Here is a 16,734-nt window from a genome sequence, read left to right on the forward strand (position 1 = left end):
AGTCTCCACTGTCGGATCGTTGAATCGGGTTCGTTCGGGTTCGAGCGTCGCGCGTCAGTGCGCGATGCAGACGGATTTGGTTTCGGTGAAGCCTTCGATCGCGTACTGGCCGAATTCGCGACCGATGCCCGATTGCTTGTAGCCGCCGAACGGCATCGACGGATCGAGCGGAATATGGCAGTTCACCCACACCGTGCCGGCCTCGATCTGCGGCACGAGGTTCATCACACGTTTCAGGTCGTTGCTCCAGACGCTCGCGGCGAGGCCGTACGGCGACGCGTTCGCGAGGCGCACCGCGTCGGCCGCGTCGTCGAACGGCACGACCACGATCACCGGGCCGAACACCTCGTCGCGCACGATCGCGCTGTCCGGATGCGGATCGGCGATCACGGCCGGCTTCACGTAATAGCCGGGCAGATCGTCGGCCGGCGTGCCGCCCGCGAGGAACGTGAGGCCCGCACGGCGCGCGCCTTCGATGTGCTGGACGACCTTGTCGCGATGGTGCGCGGACACGAGCGGGTTGATCTGCGCGGTGGTGTCGAGGCCCGCGCCGAGCTTCATCGACCGCGCGACGCCCGCGAGGCCGTCCGCGAGTTGCGCGAACTTGCTGCGATGCACATAGATGCGCGACGCGGCCGCGCACACCTGCCCCTGGTTGAAGAACGCGCCGGCGGCGACGCCGTCGAGCGCCTGCGCGACGTCGACGTCGTCGAGCATCACGATCGGGTTCTTGCCGCCGAGCTCCAGCGAGAAGCGCGTCATGTTCTGCACGGCCGCCGCGCCGACCAGCTTGCCGGTCGCGGTCGAGCCCGTGAACGAGATCTTCGCGATCGACGGGTGGCTGGCGAGCGCCGCGCCGCAGACGCGGCCGCCCGTGACGACGTTGAACACGCCGGGCGGCACGCCGGCCTCGCGCGCGAGTTCGGCGAGGCGCAACGCGGTGAGCGGCGTTTCCGGCGACGGCTTCAGCACGATCGTGCAGCCGGCCGCGAGCGCGGGAACCAGCTTCCACACCGCGATCATCAGCGGGAAATTCCACGGCACGATCGCGGCGACCACGCCGACCGGCTCCTTGCGCGTATAGGCCGTATAGCGCGCGCCGGGCGGAAACGGGATCGACACGTCGAGCGTCTGGCCGGTGATCTTGGTCGCCCAGCCGGCCATGTAGCGCACGTATTCGACGCTCGCGCCAACTTCGATCGCACGCGACACGTGAATCGACTTGCCCTGGTTCAGCGTTTCGAGCTGCGCGAGCGTTTCGGCGTCGGCTTCGATCAGGTCCGCGAGTTTCAGCAGGATGCGTTCGCGGTCGGCCGGCCGCAGCCCGCACCACACGCGCGCGTCGAACGCGTGTCTGGCGCTGGCGACCGCGCGGTCGACGTCGTGTGCGTCGGCGTCCGCGACGGTGGCGAGCCGCTCGCCCGTCGCGGGGTCGTACACGTCGAGCCGCGCGGCCGCGTGCGCGGGCTGCATGGCGCCGTCGATGAAGAGGCCGAAATCGCGCGCAACGAAGGTGCGCACGGTGTCGCTGACGGCGACGAAGCTCGTGTTGCTCATGGGCGTCTCGTTGATTGTCGTGGCTGGACCGCGTGCGGGCGAGGCACGCAGGCGTCGGACCACTGTATCGACGAGGGATCACGCCCGGTGAGCGCAAATTGGCAGCGCGTGGCGCGCGGTAGCGGTTCGAGCCCGCGACGCGGCCCGCGGGCGACGTGCGCGATCCGCCGGGGGCTGCCGTGGTTTGGATGCCGGACCGGGGTCCGGTCATTGAATCGTCAGTTTCTGAAACCGTGCGCCATCGACGCGAGGAAGTCGTACGCCTGGTAGTCCAGCCAATACACGCCGAGCGCAAGCGGGATCAGGAAGTACAGCGAGTCGTAGGTTCCGCTTCTGACCGTCCTGACGATGAAGATCGGCAGCGCGACGCTCAACGCGATGACTAAAATCGAAGCGGCAATGATCGCGACGTCCATGTTCCCGGCCCTTTTCTTGAATTGTTATCGATACGACGAGCGCGCATGGTACTGCACGATCTCGCGGGCCAGCTTGCAGAACGATTACAGGAACAGCGCGCCGACCAGCTCCGTGCGATTCGACACGCCGAGCTTGCGGTACATGCGCATCAGGTGGGTCTTGATCGTCGGTTGTCCGAGCGCGAGATCGCGCGCGATCTCCTTGTTCGAGCAACCGTCGCGCACGAGCCGCGCGATCTGCTCCTCGCGGTAGGTCAGCCGTTCCTCGCAACCGATCCGGTGGATCCCGCGCCGGGCGCGCAGCAGCGGGCTCAGCGCGGCTTCGGCGACAGGCTGCAGACGCGCGAGTGCGTCGATCTCGCCGGGTGCGAAGCGTCCTGCCGTACCATTGCCGGTGCGATTCGCGTCGCCCATGCCGAAGCGCAGCAGCGAAAACGCGCCGACCGTGCGGCCCGCGTCGCGCAGCCAGATCTCGACGACGTCGGCCACGTCGTGCCGCCGCAGAAAACGGGTCCAGTACGCGGATGCGTCACGTCGCTCGTCAGGCAATTGGGACGCGAGCGTGACGACCGCGCGGTCGCCCGCCGCGCAGCGCGACGGGTGCAGCGGATCGAGCATCCGGTAGCGGGCGACATAGGTGCGGTGCATCGATTCCGGCATCCCGAACAGCTCGAAATCGGCCGGTTCGCCGCTCTGGTCGAGCCGGTAGAACACAATCGCCGACGGGCTCGCGAACGCATCGAACGCGTCCACGCACGCGCGCAGCGCGCGTGGCCAGTCGGCGGGAGCGTGGTCGGCGGGAACGGATGAGGTCGGCATCGGAAATCGGCTGGGTGGCGAACGCGTCGAATTTCAACGTCCGGGCCAGCCTACCGGCGCCGAAAAGCGCCGGTGAGCACAAATCGGCAAATCGTCCCGGGCCGGCCAGGTGGCCGGTTCAGCCGGTTCAGCCGGTTCAGCCGGTTCAGCCGGTTCAGCCGGTTCAGCCGGGACGATGCCGGCGCGCGACGGTGCGCGCGCCTGGCTTCAGCGTGCGTTCGCGGCGAACGTGTCGCAGGCGCTCACCTCGCCCGACTCCATCCCGCGCCGCAGCCAGTACACGCGCTGCTCGCTGGTGCCGTGCGTGAAGCTTTCGGGCACGACGTAGCCCTGCCCTTGCTGCTGCAGCCGGTCGTCGCCGATCGCCGCGGCGGCCTTCAGTCCCTGCTCGAAGTCGCCGGGTTCCATCAACCGCTGGTTCGCGCGCTGCGCGTTGTTCGCCCACACGCCGGCAAAGCAGTCGGCCTGCAGCTCCATCCGCACCGACAGCGCATTCGCGCGCGCCTGGCTCGAGCGCCGGCGCGCGGCGTCGACCTTGTCGGCAATACCGAGCAGGTTCTGCACGTGATGGCCGACTTCGTGCGCGATCACGTAGGCCTGCGCAAAGTCGCCGCCGGCGCCGAAACGCTTGCGCAGTTCGTCGTAGAAGCCGAGATCGATGTACACGTTGCGGTCGCCCGGGCAGTAGAACGGCCCCATCGCGGTCTGGCCGGTGCCGCACGCGGTCGGCGTCGAGTTCGTGAACATCACGAGCTTCGGCGGTTCGTACTGCGCATGCAGCTGCGTGTTGAACACGCCCGTCCACGTGCGTTCGATGTTGCCGAGCACCTTGCGCGTGAACACCGCGCCGGCGTCGTTCGCCGGTGCGCCCTGGTGCTGGGTCGGCGCGGGCTGCGCCTGCTGCTGGCGGCCCTGCAGCGCCGACGCACCTTCGAGCACGACGCGCGGGTCGATTCCGAAGAAATACGAGGCAGCCAGCGCGATCACGATCGTGCCGATGCCGATCGTCGCGCGCCCGCCGCCGAACCCGCCGGCGCCGCGTCGATCCTCGACGTTCGTGCTTTCCCTTTCGTCGTCCAGCCTCATTGCCGGCCCCTCCCTGTTCTTTTGTCGATGGTCCGATCGCGCCAGCGCGCAACCGGGCGATACGCCGTGGCGACACGCTCCGTCGGCAGACGCGATACCTGCGCATCGGACGCCCGCTCGCGCCGATCCGGCCGGCCGCGCCATTGCCGGCCGCGCCCCTGCCGGCCGCGCCATTCGTACGACGGAATCGGCGGCCGACGCGCCGCCCGTCGCTGCGCGCCCGCCCGCGCTATTTTGCCGGGCTTTCGTGGCTTATCGCAAAAATGTGGAGGATAGAGCGATTCGGCGTCGGACATCGTCAGCCTTTGCAAAATGGGCCAAGGCCACCGTGCCCGCCACGCCCGGCCGTTCGGGCGACCCGCGTTCATCCTTTCGGCGGATACCGGCGCGCGCCGGCGCCGCCTAAAGTGGCCGGAACGCCCCCTTTCCGGAGAACGACATGACGCACCCGCCCCCCCGCACGATCGCCATTACCGGCGCCGGCACCGGCATCGGCGCCGCCTGCGCGCGCCGCTTCGCCCGCCGCGGCGACCGCGTCGTGCTGATCGGGCGCCGCCAGGCGCCGCTCGACGCGCTGGCTGCCGAAACGGGCGGCCTCGCGCTGGCCGGCGACGCCGCGAGCGCCGCCGACTGGGCCGGCTTCCTGCCGCGCATCGCCGCACGCTTCGGCCGCGTCGATGCGCTTGTCGCCTGCGCGGGCGGCCACGGCATCGGCCGCGCGGACGAAACCGACGACGCGCAGTGGCGCGCTGCGATGCATGCGAACCTCGACACCGCATTCGTCAGCGCGCGCGCGTGCCTGCCCGACCTGATCGCGCAGCGCGGCAATATCGTGCTGGTCGCGTCGATCGCGGCGCTCGCGGCCGGGCCCGGCGTATGCGGCTACACGGTCGGCAAGCACGCGCTGCTCGGCCTGGCGCGATCGCTCGCGCGCGACTACGGTCCGCACGGCGTGCGGGCGAACGCCGTCTGCCCGGGCTGGGTCCGCACGCCGATGGCCGACGCGGAAATGGAGCCGCTGATGGCCGCGCACGGCGATTCGCTCGACGGTGCGTACGCCCGCGTCAGCGCCGACGTGCCGCTGCGGCGCGCGGCCGATCCCGACGAGATCGCGGCCGTCTGCGCGTTCCTGGCGTCGCCGGACGCGTCGTTCGTGACCGGCGCGACGCTCGTCGCGGACGGCGGCGCGATGGTCGTCGACGTGCCGACGCTCGCGTTCGACCGGCTTTGACGCCACCCGAACCTGCGGCGCGTGCGTGCGCGCTTCCGAATCCGTTAACATCGTCCCGATCCGCCGCCTGGCGCGGCACCGCCTCACCGTTCGGAATTCGATGAACATCCGGTTTCTGGAAACCTTCGTCTGGCTCGCGAAGCTGGAAAACTTCCGGCTCACGGCCGAGAAACTGCATACGACGCAGGCTGCCGTGTCGAGCCGCATCGCATCGCTCGAGGAAGCGTTCGACGTGCGCCTGTTCGACCGCAACACGCGCTCGGCCACGCTCACGCCGGCGGGCCGGCGCATGCTGGCCTACGCGGAGCGGATCGTGCGGCTCGATGGGGAAATGCGGCGCGACATCGACGCGGCCAGCGATGCGGGCCTGATCCGGATCGGCGTGATCGAATCGATCGTGCACAGCTGGTTTCCCGCGCTGATGGCGCAACTGCGCGAGCGCTATCCGCGCCTCGACGTCGAGATCACGAGCGACACGACGCTGCATCTGATTCGCCTGCTCAGCACCGACGGCGTCGACCTGATCCTGCAGACCGACCCGGTGCCGGGCCCGGACTTCACGAACCTGCCGCTGTGCGAATTCCCGGTGCGCTGGGCCGCGAGCCCGCGCCTCGGGCTCGGCGGCCAGCCGCTCGACGTCGCGCGGCTGGCCGGTTTTCCGATCATCAGCTTCTCGCGCCACTCGGGGCCGCACGCGACGATCGAGCGGCTGTTCGCGGCGGTCGAACGGCCGGCCAGCATCAACTGCATCACGTCGGTCGCGGCGATGATCCGCCTCGTCGCCGACGGCTTCGGCGTGGCCGCGCTGCCGCCGGCGATCATCGGGCGCGAGCTGCACGAAGGTACGCTCGAACTGCTCGACGTCGCGCCCGAATTCCCGCCGCTGCCGCTCGTCGCGACTTACCGCAGCCAAGGGCTGCCGGTCGCCGCGCGCATCGCGGAACTCGCGAGCGAAGTGGCGCGCGCGATGGCGGCTGCCGGAAATCTCGCGAAGCCGGCCGCCGCCGAGCGCGTCGACGCAACGCTCGTCGATGCAACGCCCGCGCGCAAGGCGACCACGACAAAGACGAACGCATCGACGACAACGAAGCGCACGACAAAAACCGCCCCGCCTGCCGCGCCCGCCGCAAAACGCCGCCCGCGCCGCTCATAAGAAAACCTGTTCACCGCGAATTTGTTTTCTTGTTGGACGGGCGCGACCCGTCTTCGGGACACTGCAGTTCCTGCCCCACCGCGTCACGAGGAACCCCGCAATGACCCGCCTTTCCCTTCCGCACGGCCAGCTTTGCGTCTGGACGGATATCGACCCCGCGCACGAAGCCGATTTCAACGCGTGGTACGACCGCGAGCACATGCAGGAGCGTGTCGCGATTCCCGGCTTCACGCATGCGCGACGGTTTCGTGCGACCGACGGCGGCCCGCGCCGATACCTCGCGCTGTACGTGACGGACGCGCTCGACGTGTTCCGCGGCGATGCGTACCGCCGCGCGTTCACGCAGCAGACCGCGTGGTCGCTCGCGAACTTCGAGCGCATGACGGGTACGCAGCGGCGCGTCGGCGAGCTGACGATCGAGGCCGGTGACGGTGAAGGCGCGCATCTCGCGCTGTTCGTGCTGCCCCCCGATCGCATCGACGTGCCGCACCTGCGCGCGCGCTTCGACGCCGCGCTGCAGGAACCCGGCATCCATGCCGCACGGCTTTTCCGCACGTCACCGGACCTGTCCGCACCGCTCGGCGCCGCCGCCGCCCGCCCGGCCGCCGATGCGCTGGTGCTGATCGAAGGCAGCGACGCAACGGCCACGCACCGCGTCGCCGCCACGCTCGCCGGACACGACGACGTGCGCACCTTCGACCTGCTGTGGCGCGCCGCCGCGACCGCTGCCGCCCTGCCTGCCTGAACGCTCGACGCCGCCGCCCACGCCGGCCCGCGCTTCATCCCGTCATCCGTCACGACCTGCCCGATACCATGAGCACTCTCGTCCAGCCCGCCGCCCACGCGCCCCGCCGTGTCCGCAACAGCCGACTCGCGACCGCGAGCATGATCGGCACGTCGCTCGAGTGGTACGACTTCACGATCTACAACACGCTCGCCGCGCTCGTTTTCAACCATCTGTTCTTCCCGTCGGTCGATCCGCTGGCCGGCACGATCCTCGCGTTCTCGACCTATGCGGTCGGCTACGTGTCGCGCCCGCTCGGCGGCTTCGTATTCGGCAACCTCGGCGACCGCATCGGCCGCCGCGCGGTGCTGATGCTCACGCTCGTGCTGATGGGCGTGACGACCGCGCTGATGGGCGCGCTGCCGACCTACGCGCAGGCCGGCATCCTGAGCCCGATCCTGCTCGTCGCGCTGCGCTTCGTGCAGGGCGTCGCGCTCGGCGGCGAATGGGCCGGCGCGGTATTGCTGTCGGTCGAGCACGGCGACCAGAAACGGCGCGGGCTGTCCGCGTCGTGGACGCAGATCGGCCCGTCGTTCGGCACGCTGCTCGGCACCGGCTGCATCGCGCTCGTCACGCTGTCGACCACGTCCGACACCTTCCTGTCGTGGGGCTGGCGCGTACCGTTCGCGGCCAGCGCGCTGCTCGTCGTGTTCGGCTTCTGGCTGCGGCGCGGCGTCGACGAAACGCCGCAGTTCGAGCAGCTCGCCGAATCGCATGCGACCGCCGACGTGCCTGTCGCCGACGTGCTGAAGTACCACTGGAAGCGCCTGCTGATCGCGGGCGGCTCGCGCATCGGTTCGGACGTGCTGTATGCGCTGATCGTCGTGTTCACGCTCACCTATGTGACGACCGTGCTGCACCTGTCGCGCCCGGTCGCGCTGACGGCCGTGATGATCGGCACGGCCTGCAATGCGCTCGCGGTGCCGTTCTTCGGCGCGTTGTCGGACCGCTTCGGCCGCCGGCCCGTGTATCTCGCCGGCGCGCTCGCCGGCATCGTGTGGGCGTTCGTGTTCTTCGCGCTGCTCGATTCCGCGCGCCCCGCGGCGATCGTCGCGGCCGTCGCGATCGGCCTCGTGATCCATGCGGTGATGTACGGCCCGCAGGGCGCGTTCGTGACCGAACAGTTCCCGACGCGCGTGCGCTACGCGGGCTCGTCGCTCGCGTACACGCTCGCCGGCATCGTCGGCGGCGGCTTCGCGCCGCTCGTGATCGCCGCGCTGTTCCGGCAGACGGGCACGACGACGGCCGTGTCGCTGTACGTCACCGCCGCGCTCGTCGTCACGTCGATCGCGCTCGTCGCCGCGCGCGAGACCGCGCACCGGCCGCTCGACGACTGAGCGCCGCCACCCGCCGACCATTCCTTCGCACTTCAAACGGATAGCCGCATGCCAACCCTGTCGTTCAACGTGATTTCCCTGCAACGCGCGCCGGCCGCCGTCGACGTCGACGTCGAACGGGTCGTGATCGCCGGCTGGGCCGGCCGCGACCCGGCCGCGATCCAGGCGCACATCGACGAACTCGCGGCGCTCGGCGTCGCGCCGCCGTCGACCACGCCGTGCTTCTATCGCGTGTCGTCCGCGCTGCTCACGCAGGCGCCGTCGATCGGCGTGCTCGGCGCGCGCTCGGGCGGCGAGATCGAATGCGTGCTGGTCGACAGCCCGGCCGGCACGCTGGTCACGGTCGGCTCCGATCACACGGATCGCGAAGTCGAAGCATACGGCGTCGCCGTGTCGAAGCAGGTGTGTGCGAAGCCGCTCGGCCGTGACGCGTGGCGTTATGCGGATGTCGCCGATCACTGGGATGCGCTCGAGATGCGTTCGTGGCTGATTGCGCGCGATGGCGAACGGGTGGCGTACCAGCACGGCGCGGTCAGCGGCCTGCTCGCGCCCGACGTGCTGTGGCAGCGTTTCGACGACCGCCGCACGATGCCCGCGCGCTGCGCGATGTATGGCGGGACCGTCGCCGTGCACGGCGCGATCGCGGCGATGGACGACGGCGACGCATTCGAGATGGAGCTGCACGATCCGGTGCTCGGGCGCAGTCTCACGCATCGCTATGCGGTCGAGGTGTTGCCGGTCGTGGCTTGACGGGAACGGGAAACTGCACGGCATACGGAGGCGGCGGCGTTCAGTCGCCGTGCCAGCCCTACCGGTACAGCTGAAAGCAGTGATAGTCCGGAAAGTTGAACTGCGAGTTGTCGCAATACAGCACGCCGGCCAGATCCGTACACCCGCTCAATGCGAACATGATTGCGCCCGCAACCGACGCTTTCCATCCGAAATGCACCATCTCGCCCCCGTTTTCGCCCTATCGGTGTTGACCGACATGATGCGCATCGGACGCACGCGGGTATGTGGAGAATTGTGGTCCGGGGGCTTCATCGGTTCGCCGTGATGCGTTTCCATGCCCGGGCGCTGCCCGTGCTACCCACCGTTGCTCACCCGAGACACCCGAGCCCCGCCAGCGTCGCCTCCACCGCCGTATCGAGCGGCGTCACCGGCTCGCGGCCGAGCACCGCGGTCACGCGCGCGTTGTCCATCCGGATCGGTTCGCGCCACAGGTAACGCATCTCGAGCAATTCGCGCAGTGTCGTGACGAACGGCGCGGCCGCCCACACGAGCCACCACGGGAAATCGCGCAGCGCCGGCCGCATGCCGTGCCGCTGCGCGACGCGTTGCACGGCCTGCGCCATCTGCAGGCCGTCTTCATCCCAATGCCCGCCCAGATGAAAGCGCGCGAACGGCTCCAGCATCTCGCGCCGCTCGATCAGCTCGACCATCACGCGCGCCACGTCCGGCACATACGACCATTGATGGCCGACGCCGCGGCCCGGCACGCTGATGGCCGCGACGGGCCGCCCCGGCTTGATCAGCCCCTGCGAAAACCAGCTGTTGCCGAGCTGCGGCCCGAAAAAATCGCCGGCGCGCACGACGATCGCCCGCACGCCGTGCACACTGGCGTCCTGCAGCCGCCGCTCCAGTTCGACGCGGATCGCGCCCTTGCGGGTCGCCGGATGCTGCGGCGCGTCTTCCCGCAGCACCGGAAACGCATCGGCGCCGAAGTTGTAGACCGTGCCCGGCAGCACGACGGTCGCCTGCGCGGCCCGGGCCGCCGCGATCGTGTTGTCGATCATCGGCAGCACCTGCGTGGCCCAGTTCCGGTATCCGGGCGGGTTCACCGCATGCACGATCACGCCGCAGCCGCGTGCGGCGCGCACCACCGCGTCGCGATCCAGCGCGTCGCCGCGCACCCAGCCAATGCCGTCGCGCTCCGCGATTTCGGCATCGAGCCCGCGCTTGAGCGCGCGCACCTGCCAGCCCGCATCGCGCAACTGCCGCGCGACTTCCCCGCCAATCCCGCCGCTCGCGCCGAGCACGAGTGCCAGTCGTTGCGTCCCGCCTGCGTCCGTCGTCATTGCCGCCCTCCTTGAATGGAACCGTCACGACACGCATTCTGGCGCGCCGATCACCATCAAGGAATTGCTGAACCCAGCAGATCAGCTATACATTTATGTATGACCACCGATCTGAACTGGGAACGCTACCGCACCTTCCTCGCGGTGCTGACGGAAGGCTCGCTGTCCGGCGCAGCACGGGCCCTCGGCATCACCCAGCCGACGGCCGGCCGCCATGTCGCGGCGCTCGAGGCCGCATTCGGCCAGACGCTGTTCACGCGCTCGCCGTCGGGCCTGCTGCCGACCGAAGCCGCGCTCGCGCTGCGCGGCCATGCGGAGGCGTTGCGCAGCGCGGCGGCCGCGTTCGAGCGCGCGGCGGCCAGCCACGGCGCCGGCGTGCGCGGCATCGTGCGGATCTCGGCCAGCGACGTGATCGCCGTCGAGGTGCTGCCGCCGATGCTCGCGCAATTGCGGCGCGACCATCCGGGGCTCGTGATCGAACTGGTGCCGACCGACCGCGTCCAGGACGTGCTCAAGCGCGAGGCCGACATCGCGGTCCGGATGGCGCCGCCTGCGCAGGACGCGCTCGTCGCGCGGCGCGTCGGCGCAATCGAGGTCGGGCTGTATGCGCGCGACGATTACCTGGCGCACCACGGCGCGCCGGCGACAACCGACGCGCTCGCGCATCACGCGCTGATCGGCTTCGATACGGTCACGCCGTTCATCCGCTCGGCGGGGCGCGGCATGCCGCTGTGGAAACGCGACGCGTTCGCGCTGCGCACCGACAGCAACCTCGCGCAACTCGCGATGATCCGCGCCGGCTACGGGATCGGCTTCTGCCAGACGGCGCTCGCGAAACGCGACGCGCGACTCGTGCGCGTGCTGCCGAACGGGCCCGCGATTCGGCTGGAAACCTGGGTCGTGATGCATGAGGACTTGCGGGCGAGCCCGCGCTGTCGGGCCGTGTTCGATGCGCTGGCCAACGGGCTGCGTGCGTATGCGGACGGCGAAGGCGCCGAGTAGAAAGCGGCGTGCGTGAATCCGCGGGCCGCGCTATTCGTAGATTTTGCCGGCGAACAGGATGTCCGCGATGCGCCGCCACGGGTTGTCGGGCACATCGTAGAAACGCAGCCCTTCTTCGGACGCCTCCGCCCAGTCGATCATCGCTTCCAGGTACTCGCCGATCGACCGGTTTTCCCAGCCGAGCGCCGCGCGGGCGTACGGCGACAGCGGCGCGTCGGCCTCGAGTTGCCGCTCCGTGTGCCAGTCATGGCCGAGCACGCGCAGGAAGTGGATCAGCGTACGCTCGTCGACCACGCGCTCCAGCGCGTGCTGCAGCTTCGCGGCCATCTGGTTCTTCAGTTCGTCGTCGTTCATGCCTGTGGCCCCCTGGCGCGCCGCTTGGCGACGCGCCGCCGCATGTCGCGCGGCATGGTTTTACATCAGCAGTTGACGCGACAGCACCTCGCGCGCCTGGGTGACGGTCTCGCGTTCGCCCGGCAGCGGCGGCGTCAGAGAAAACACCGCGTCGGGCAGCGGCGGCAGCCGGTATTTCGTGCCGAGCCGCATCAGGCCGTCGCCGATCGCCGACGCACACAGGCAACCGACCCCGAGCCCCGCCGCGAGCATCGACTGCAACCCGGCGACGCCCGACGCGCTATGCACGAGCACGTACGGCGTGTGCTGCTCGTCGAGCGAGCGCACCGCGACCTGATGCATCATGCAGTCGTCCGGCAGCAGCACCAGCGGCAGCGGCTCCGACAACTGCTCGGCGAGCTTGGGCGACGCGACCCACGACAGCGGTTCGCGCCGCAGCACCCAGCGCGTGTCGGCCGACGCCGGCCGGAACGGCCCGCTCGACATGTTCATCACGACGCCGAGATCGATCTGCCCGCGTGCGTGCGCCGCCTCGATCTCCACGCTCTTCATCGCGCTCACGTGCAGGCTCAGTTGCGGATAGCACTCGCGCAGCCGCGCCAGCATGCCGGCCACTTCATTCGTCCGGTAATAGTCGGTGATCGCGACGCGCAGCTCGCCCTTGATCGCCTGTCCGCGCAGCTCGTCGAACGCGGCCTCGTTCAGCGCGACGATGCGCCGCGCGTGCTGCAGCAGCCGCGAGCCGGCGGGCGTCGGTTCGACGCCGCGCTTGCTGCGCACGAACAGCGGTACACCGGCGCGCGATTCGAGCTTGCGCACCTGCTCGCTGACCGTCGATTGCGACAGATGCAGCAGCGGCGCGGCGGCCGTCAGGCTGCCGGCGTCCGCGACCGCCGCGAACGTGCGCAACTGGTCCAGATCGAAACCGCGCATCGTCATTCCTTATCCATCGATTAACCCGATGGATGCTACCACTCTTTCCCGCTTTTCCGAAACATGAGCGATCCCCAGAATACGGGGTCAACGGCCTGCATCCGTCGATCGTCTATCGGGCCCTCATTTTTTGGATCCTGCTTTCATGACGAACAACACCCTCGCTCCCTGCGCGCCGGCCGGCGCGGCTACCGCGGCGACGCCGCGCAGCCACCGCGGCTGGGCGCTCGTGGTCCTGCTGGTCGGCGCCATTCTGCCGCCGCTCGACTACTTCATCGTGAACCTAGCGCTCCCGGCCATTCGCGACGGCATCGGCGCGCGCCAGACCGAGCTGCAGCTCGTCGTGTCGGCCTATGCGTGCGCGAACGCGGTCGTCCAGATCACCGGCGGGCGTCTCGGCGACCTGTACGGACGCAAGCGCATGTTCATGATCGGCATGGCCGGCTTCGTGCTCGCGTCGACGCTGTGCGGGCTCGCCGGCAACGGCACGGTGCTGGTCGGCGGCCGCGTGCTGCAAGGCCTGTTCGCCGCGATCCTCGCGCCGCAGGTGCTCGCGACGATCCGCAGCGTGTTCAGCCCGCAGGAGCAAGTGCGCGTGATGGGCTTCTACGGGTTCGCGTTCGGCCTCGCGGCCGTGATCGGCCAACTCGGCGGCGGCGCGCTGATCAGCCTGCATCCGTTCGGGCTCGGCTGGCGCGCGATCTTTCTCGTCAATCTGCCGATCGGCATCCTGGCGCTGCTCGGCAGCTGGCGCTTCATCCCGGAAAACCGCCCGCCGCGCGGCCAGCGCATCGACGTGCCGGGCACGGTGCTGATGTCGCTGTTCCTGCTGATGCTCGTGTACCCGCTCACGCACGGTCGCGAAGCCGGCTGGCCGCTATGGATGATCGCGTGCGGGGTCGGCGCGCTGCCGATGCTCGGCGCGTTGCTGGCAGTGGAAGCGCGCCGGCTCGCGCGCGGCCACGATCCGCTGCTCGACGTGCGCCTGTTCCGCAACCCGGTCGTCGCGCTCGGGCTCCTGCTCGCGTTCCTGTTCTACACGCTGAGCGCGTTCTTCCTGAGCTACGGGATCTATCTGCAGGGCTGCCTGAACTGGTCGCCGCTCGCGTCCGGGTTCGCGATCCTGCCGCTCGGGCTCGGCTTCCTCGCGAGCCCGCTGCTGATGCCGCGCCTCGTCGCCCGGTTCGGAGGCTATCGCGTGCTCACGCTCGGCTTCGCGATGCTCGCGGCGGGCGTCGCGATCGCCGCCGCGCTCGCCCGCGACGGCGCGCCGGGCCCCGGCTTCTACGCGGGCATCGCGGCGATCGGCGTCGGGCAAGGGCTCGTGCTGCCGTCGGTCGTGCGGATCGTGCTCGCGGAAGTCGATGCGGCCCGCGCGGGGGTCGCGTCGGGGATGGTCAGCGCGATGCTGCAGATCGGCGCGGCCGTCGGCGCCGCGACGATCGGCGGCGTGTTCTTCGCGCGGCTCGGCGTGCATCCGGCCGCGCTCGATTACGTGCAGGGATTCAGGGCGTCGATGTTCACGCTGACGGTCGTGTTGCTGGCCTGCATCGCGCTGTCGATGGCGCTCGGCCCGCTGCATCGGCGGCTGCATGCGGATGCGTGACGCGCGACACGCGACGGAATCCGCACCGTCAGTGGAGGCGCGTGACACGGACGCGGCGCATGCGCGGCGCGGCGAGACGGCTCGTCGGCCTCCGGTTCATCGGTGAGGCTCGCGCTGCGCCTGCCGCGCCTCCCATTCGGCCAGCTCGACGCGATAGCGCGCGAGCGCTTCGTCGTACAGGTCGAAGACGCACGGCGAGCAGCCGCTGTTGCAGCAGTCTTCCAGTTCGGGTTGGACAGGCGGGGTCGGACGGGGATCGTCGACGGATGGATCTCCGGAAACTTGGTTCGGCACGTCGTGGTCCGGTAAGGTGGAGTGGTCAGTATAGGGCGATCCGGGCCGCCGCCGCTTTCGGCAGGGCGGGCGGATCGACGATGAACGCGTCCATCATGGTGCGATCGTCGGGCGCCGCATGCCGCTGCGTTCGTCCTGTTTCCGTTCCATAGGAGCTGCGCGATGGCCGAAGCCGTGAATCCCCCGGAAGTCTGGGCGCCGTTCGGCGCGTTCTCGATGGCCATGATCCAGGGCGACGGCCGGATCGTGCATCTGAAGGGGCAAGTCGCGCTCGACCGCGACGGGCAGGTAGTCGGCGCCGGCGACATGCGCGCGCAGGTTCGCCAGACACTCGGCAATCTCCGCGACGTACTGGCCGCACTGGGCGGGCAGATGCGCGACGTGATCTCGCTCGTCCATTACGCGACCGACATCGACGCATTCATGCAGGCCGGCGACATCCGCAACACGTACTTCGCCGCCCCCTATCCGGTGACGACGACCATCCAGGTCGAGCGTCTCTACCATCCCGACCTGCTGATCGAGATCGCGGCCATCGCCGAGATTCCGCGGGCGCGGTTCCGTCGTCCCGAGACGGCTGCGTGAAACGCATCGGGCTCGCATGAAAGCGCGCCCCGGTCGCGGCACTCCCGGCCGGCGCGCGCACTTGCCTGCAGCCCGCCGGCTTACTTCGCCGGCGCGCCCGGCTTCATGGCCGTCGGCTTGTCGGCCAGCGGCTGCCACGCCGCGCCGAGCGAATACCAGTCGACGCGGCGCGTGAGCGTCATGATGCCGGCGAGAATCGCGAACAGCAGCAGCGAGCCGAGCATCAGCGCATTGTCCTCCGACAGCAGCAGCCCGTAGAGCGCCGCGTACAGCATCGCGAGCAGCGCGGTGAACGTCGCGCCGCGCTTCACGCTGTGCAGCACGAACGACAGGTAGAAGCCGAGCAGCCCGATGCAGGCGCCGCTCGCCGCGAGATACGCATAGCCGAACGCAATGTGTTCGGACAGGCTCAGCAGCAGCAGGAAGAACAGCGCGAGCGACAGGCCGACCAGCGTGTACTGGATCGGGTGAATGCGCAGCCGCTTCACGAGCTCGTACATGAAGAAGCTCGCGAACGTCAGCATCACGAACAGCGCACCGTATTTCGTCGCGCGCTCGGCCTGCAGATAGACGTTCACGGGTTCGATCACCGACACCGACGCCATCTCGATCCCGCCGTCGCCGTTGCCGTTGCCGGACGCCACCTGCTCGCGCGCCTTCGTGTTGAACGACGTCACGTGCCAGTTGCTGACGAAGCCGCGCGCGTCGATCGTGCGCTCGGCCGGCAGGAACTCGCCGCCGAAGCTCGGATGCGGCCACGTCGATTTCAGCGAGAAGTCGTTCTGGTCGCCCACCGGCGCGAACGCGACCGATTCCGCGCCGGCCAGCGGCAGGCCGATGCTGAACGGCACGACCGTCGCCCCGGCGTTTGCCTCCGCCAGCGCCGCGAGATCGACGTTCGCATGCACGCCCTGGCGCAGGCTCTCGAGCCGCGTGCCCTGCTCAACGTCGATCCGCTTGCCGCCGATGCGCAGGTCGGGCTGCGCCTTCAGCCCGCGCAGGTCGCCGATGCCGAGCGCGACGACCGCGCTGTCGATCTTGAAGCTCACGTGGCCGTCGGCCTGCGGCAGCTTCTTCAGGTCCGGCAGCGGCAGCGTGCCCGTCATCCGGCTGTCGAGCCCGTACACGAGCGCCTTGTGGATGCCGCGATAGCGCGTGCTGACCGACAGCGTGCCGTCGACGTTCAGCGTCTTCGGGAACACGAGCAGCCGTTTCGCCTCGCTTTTCAGGACGGTTTTCGCCTTGCCGCCGGCCCGCACGTCGTCGCTCGCGCGCGTGACTTCCGTGTAACGGACGACGAGCACCGGCCCCGTCACCGTCTGCGGCCCCGCATAGCTCGCCCAGATGCTCTGCAGCGCGCTCTGCCGATAGTCGGCGCGTTCCCGCACGATGCTCTGGACCATCTGCAGCGGGATCAGGATCGCCAGCGCGAGCAACGCGGTGATCATGGACTTGAACAACAGGACTCGATTCATTGCTGGGAGGTACCGGAGTGGAAG

17 protein-coding genes are annotated in these 16,734 nt (G+C 69.5%); 8 read left to right on the forward strand and 9 right to left on the reverse strand.

Going from position 1 to position 16,734, the window contains the following annotated elements; all coding sequences use genetic code 11:
• Window positions 1-54 precede the first annotated feature (54 nt).
• From DTA15_RS12850 to ypfJ, 4 genes are all read right to left on the reverse strand, one after another.
• Complete coding sequence (locus DTA15_RS12850) at window positions 55-1,557, reverse strand: aldehyde dehydrogenase family protein (RefSeq protein ID WP_006483978.1); 1,503 nt, start codon at window positions 1,555-1,557, stop codon at window positions 55-57.
• Between the two features lie 218 nt (window positions 1,558-1,775).
• The gene (locus tag DTA15_RS12855) at window positions 1,776-1,973 is read right to left on the reverse strand and encodes a hypothetical protein (RefSeq protein ID WP_006483979.1); all 198 of its coding nucleotides are present in this window, start codon (window positions 1,971-1,973) and stop codon (window positions 1,776-1,778) included.
• An 84-nt stretch (window positions 1,974-2,057) separates the two neighbouring features.
• A complete protein-coding gene (locus DTA15_RS12860) occupies window positions 2,058-2,792 on the reverse strand; it encodes a helix-turn-helix transcriptional regulator (protein WP_006483974.1) in 735 nt (244 codons plus the stop codon).
• A gap of 207 nt (window positions 2,793-2,999) precedes the next feature.
• The gene (ypfJ, locus tag DTA15_RS12865) at window positions 3,000-3,878 is read right to left on the reverse strand and encodes a KPN_02809 family neutral zinc metallopeptidase (protein ID WP_006483975.1); all 879 of its coding nucleotides are present in this window, start codon (window positions 3,876-3,878) and stop codon (window positions 3,000-3,002) included.
• A 439-nt stretch (window positions 3,879-4,317) separates the two neighbouring features.
• Here ypfJ and DTA15_RS12870 point away from each other — a divergent pair, with 439 nt between their 5' ends.
• The 5 genes from DTA15_RS12870 (at window position 4,318) to DTA15_RS12890 (ending at window position 9,133) form a co-directional block, all read left to right on the forward strand.
• Window positions 4,318-5,109: an SDR family NAD(P)-dependent oxidoreductase gene (locus DTA15_RS12870; RefSeq protein WP_006496856.1), complete on the forward strand. Its 792-nt coding sequence runs from the start codon at window positions 4,318-4,320 to the stop codon at window positions 5,107-5,109.
• 100 nt (window positions 5,110-5,209) lie between these two features.
• Window positions 5,210-6,262 carry a LysR family transcriptional regulator gene (locus tag DTA15_RS12875; RefSeq protein WP_006492643.1) on the forward strand — a complete coding sequence of 351 codons (1,053 nt, stop codon included), beginning with the start codon at window positions 5,210-5,212 and terminating at the stop codon, window positions 6,260-6,262.
• Between the two features lie 100 nt (window positions 6,263-6,362).
• Window positions 6,363-7,007, forward strand: coding sequence for a DUF4286 family protein (locus DTA15_RS12880; protein WP_006484274.1), 645 nt, complete (start codon window positions 6,363-6,365; stop codon window positions 7,005-7,007).
• Between the two features lie 56 nt (window positions 7,008-7,063).
• Window positions 7,064-8,383, forward strand: a complete 1,320-nt coding sequence (locus DTA15_RS12885) for an MFS transporter (RefSeq protein WP_034178639.1) — start codon at window positions 7,064-7,066, stop codon at window positions 8,381-8,383.
• Between the two features lie 48 nt (window positions 8,384-8,431).
• Window positions 8,432-9,133 (forward strand): DUF2848 domain-containing protein, encoded by a 702-nt coding sequence (locus tag DTA15_RS12890; protein ID WP_006484275.1) that lies wholly within the window; start codon window positions 8,432-8,434, stop codon window positions 9,131-9,133.
• A gap of 350 nt (window positions 9,134-9,483) precedes the next feature.
• Here DTA15_RS12890 and DTA15_RS12895 read toward each other — a convergent pair whose 3' ends face one another.
• Window positions 9,484-10,461 carry an NAD-dependent epimerase/dehydratase family protein gene (locus DTA15_RS12895; RefSeq protein WP_006484281.1) on the reverse strand — a complete coding sequence of 326 codons (978 nt, stop codon included), beginning with the start codon at window positions 10,459-10,461 and terminating at the stop codon, window positions 9,484-9,486.
• A 99-nt stretch (window positions 10,462-10,560) separates the two neighbouring features.
• Here DTA15_RS12895 and DTA15_RS12900 point away from each other — a divergent pair, with 99 nt between their 5' ends.
• Window positions 10,561-11,463, forward strand: a complete 903-nt coding sequence (locus tag DTA15_RS12900; protein WP_006492639.1) for a LysR family transcriptional regulator — start codon at window positions 10,561-10,563, stop codon at window positions 11,461-11,463.
• A 30-nt stretch (window positions 11,464-11,493) separates the two neighbouring features.
• Here DTA15_RS12900 and DTA15_RS12905 read toward each other — a convergent pair whose 3' ends face one another.
• A complete protein-coding gene (locus DTA15_RS12905; protein ID WP_006485664.1) occupies window positions 11,494-11,817 on the reverse strand; it encodes a DUF7660 family protein in 324 nt (107 codons plus the stop codon).
• A gap of 60 nt (window positions 11,818-11,877) precedes the next feature.
• Window positions 11,878-12,750: a LysR family transcriptional regulator gene (locus DTA15_RS12910; protein ID WP_006485668.1), complete on the reverse strand. Its 873-nt coding sequence runs from the start codon at window positions 12,748-12,750 to the stop codon at window positions 11,878-11,880.
• Between the two features lie 145 nt (window positions 12,751-12,895).
• Here DTA15_RS12910 and DTA15_RS12915 point away from each other — a divergent pair, with 145 nt between their 5' ends.
• On the forward strand, window positions 12,896-14,356 hold the full coding sequence (locus DTA15_RS12915; RefSeq protein ID WP_006485671.1) for an MFS transporter: 1,461 nt from the start codon (window positions 12,896-12,898) through the stop codon (window positions 14,354-14,356).
• 96 nt (window positions 14,357-14,452) lie between these two features.
• Here DTA15_RS12915 and DTA15_RS12920 read toward each other — a convergent pair whose 3' ends face one another.
• Entirely contained in the window at window positions 14,453-14,650 is a 198-nt protein-coding gene (locus DTA15_RS12920) for an oxidoreductase-like domain-containing protein (protein ID WP_006492647.1), read from the reverse strand.
• Between the two features lie 162 nt (window positions 14,651-14,812).
• Between DTA15_RS12920 and DTA15_RS12925 the strand changes: the two genes are divergently transcribed.
• Entirely contained in the window at window positions 14,813-15,235 is a 423-nt protein-coding gene (locus tag DTA15_RS12925) for a RidA family protein (protein WP_006485669.1), read from the forward strand.
• 80 nt (window positions 15,236-15,315) lie between these two features.
• Here DTA15_RS12925 and creD read toward each other — a convergent pair whose 3' ends face one another.
• The gene (gene creD / locus DTA15_RS12930) at window positions 15,316-16,710 is read right to left on the reverse strand and encodes a cell envelope integrity protein CreD (RefSeq protein ID WP_006485665.1); all 1,395 of its coding nucleotides are present in this window, start codon (window positions 16,708-16,710) and stop codon (window positions 15,316-15,318) included.
• Window positions 16,711-16,734: the final 24 nt, after the last annotated feature.

This window comes from Burkholderia cenocepacia, from assembly GCF_900446215.1.
In the GTDB taxonomy this organism is placed as follows: domain Bacteria; phylum Pseudomonadota; class Gammaproteobacteria; order Burkholderiales; family Burkholderiaceae; genus Burkholderia; species Burkholderia cenocepacia.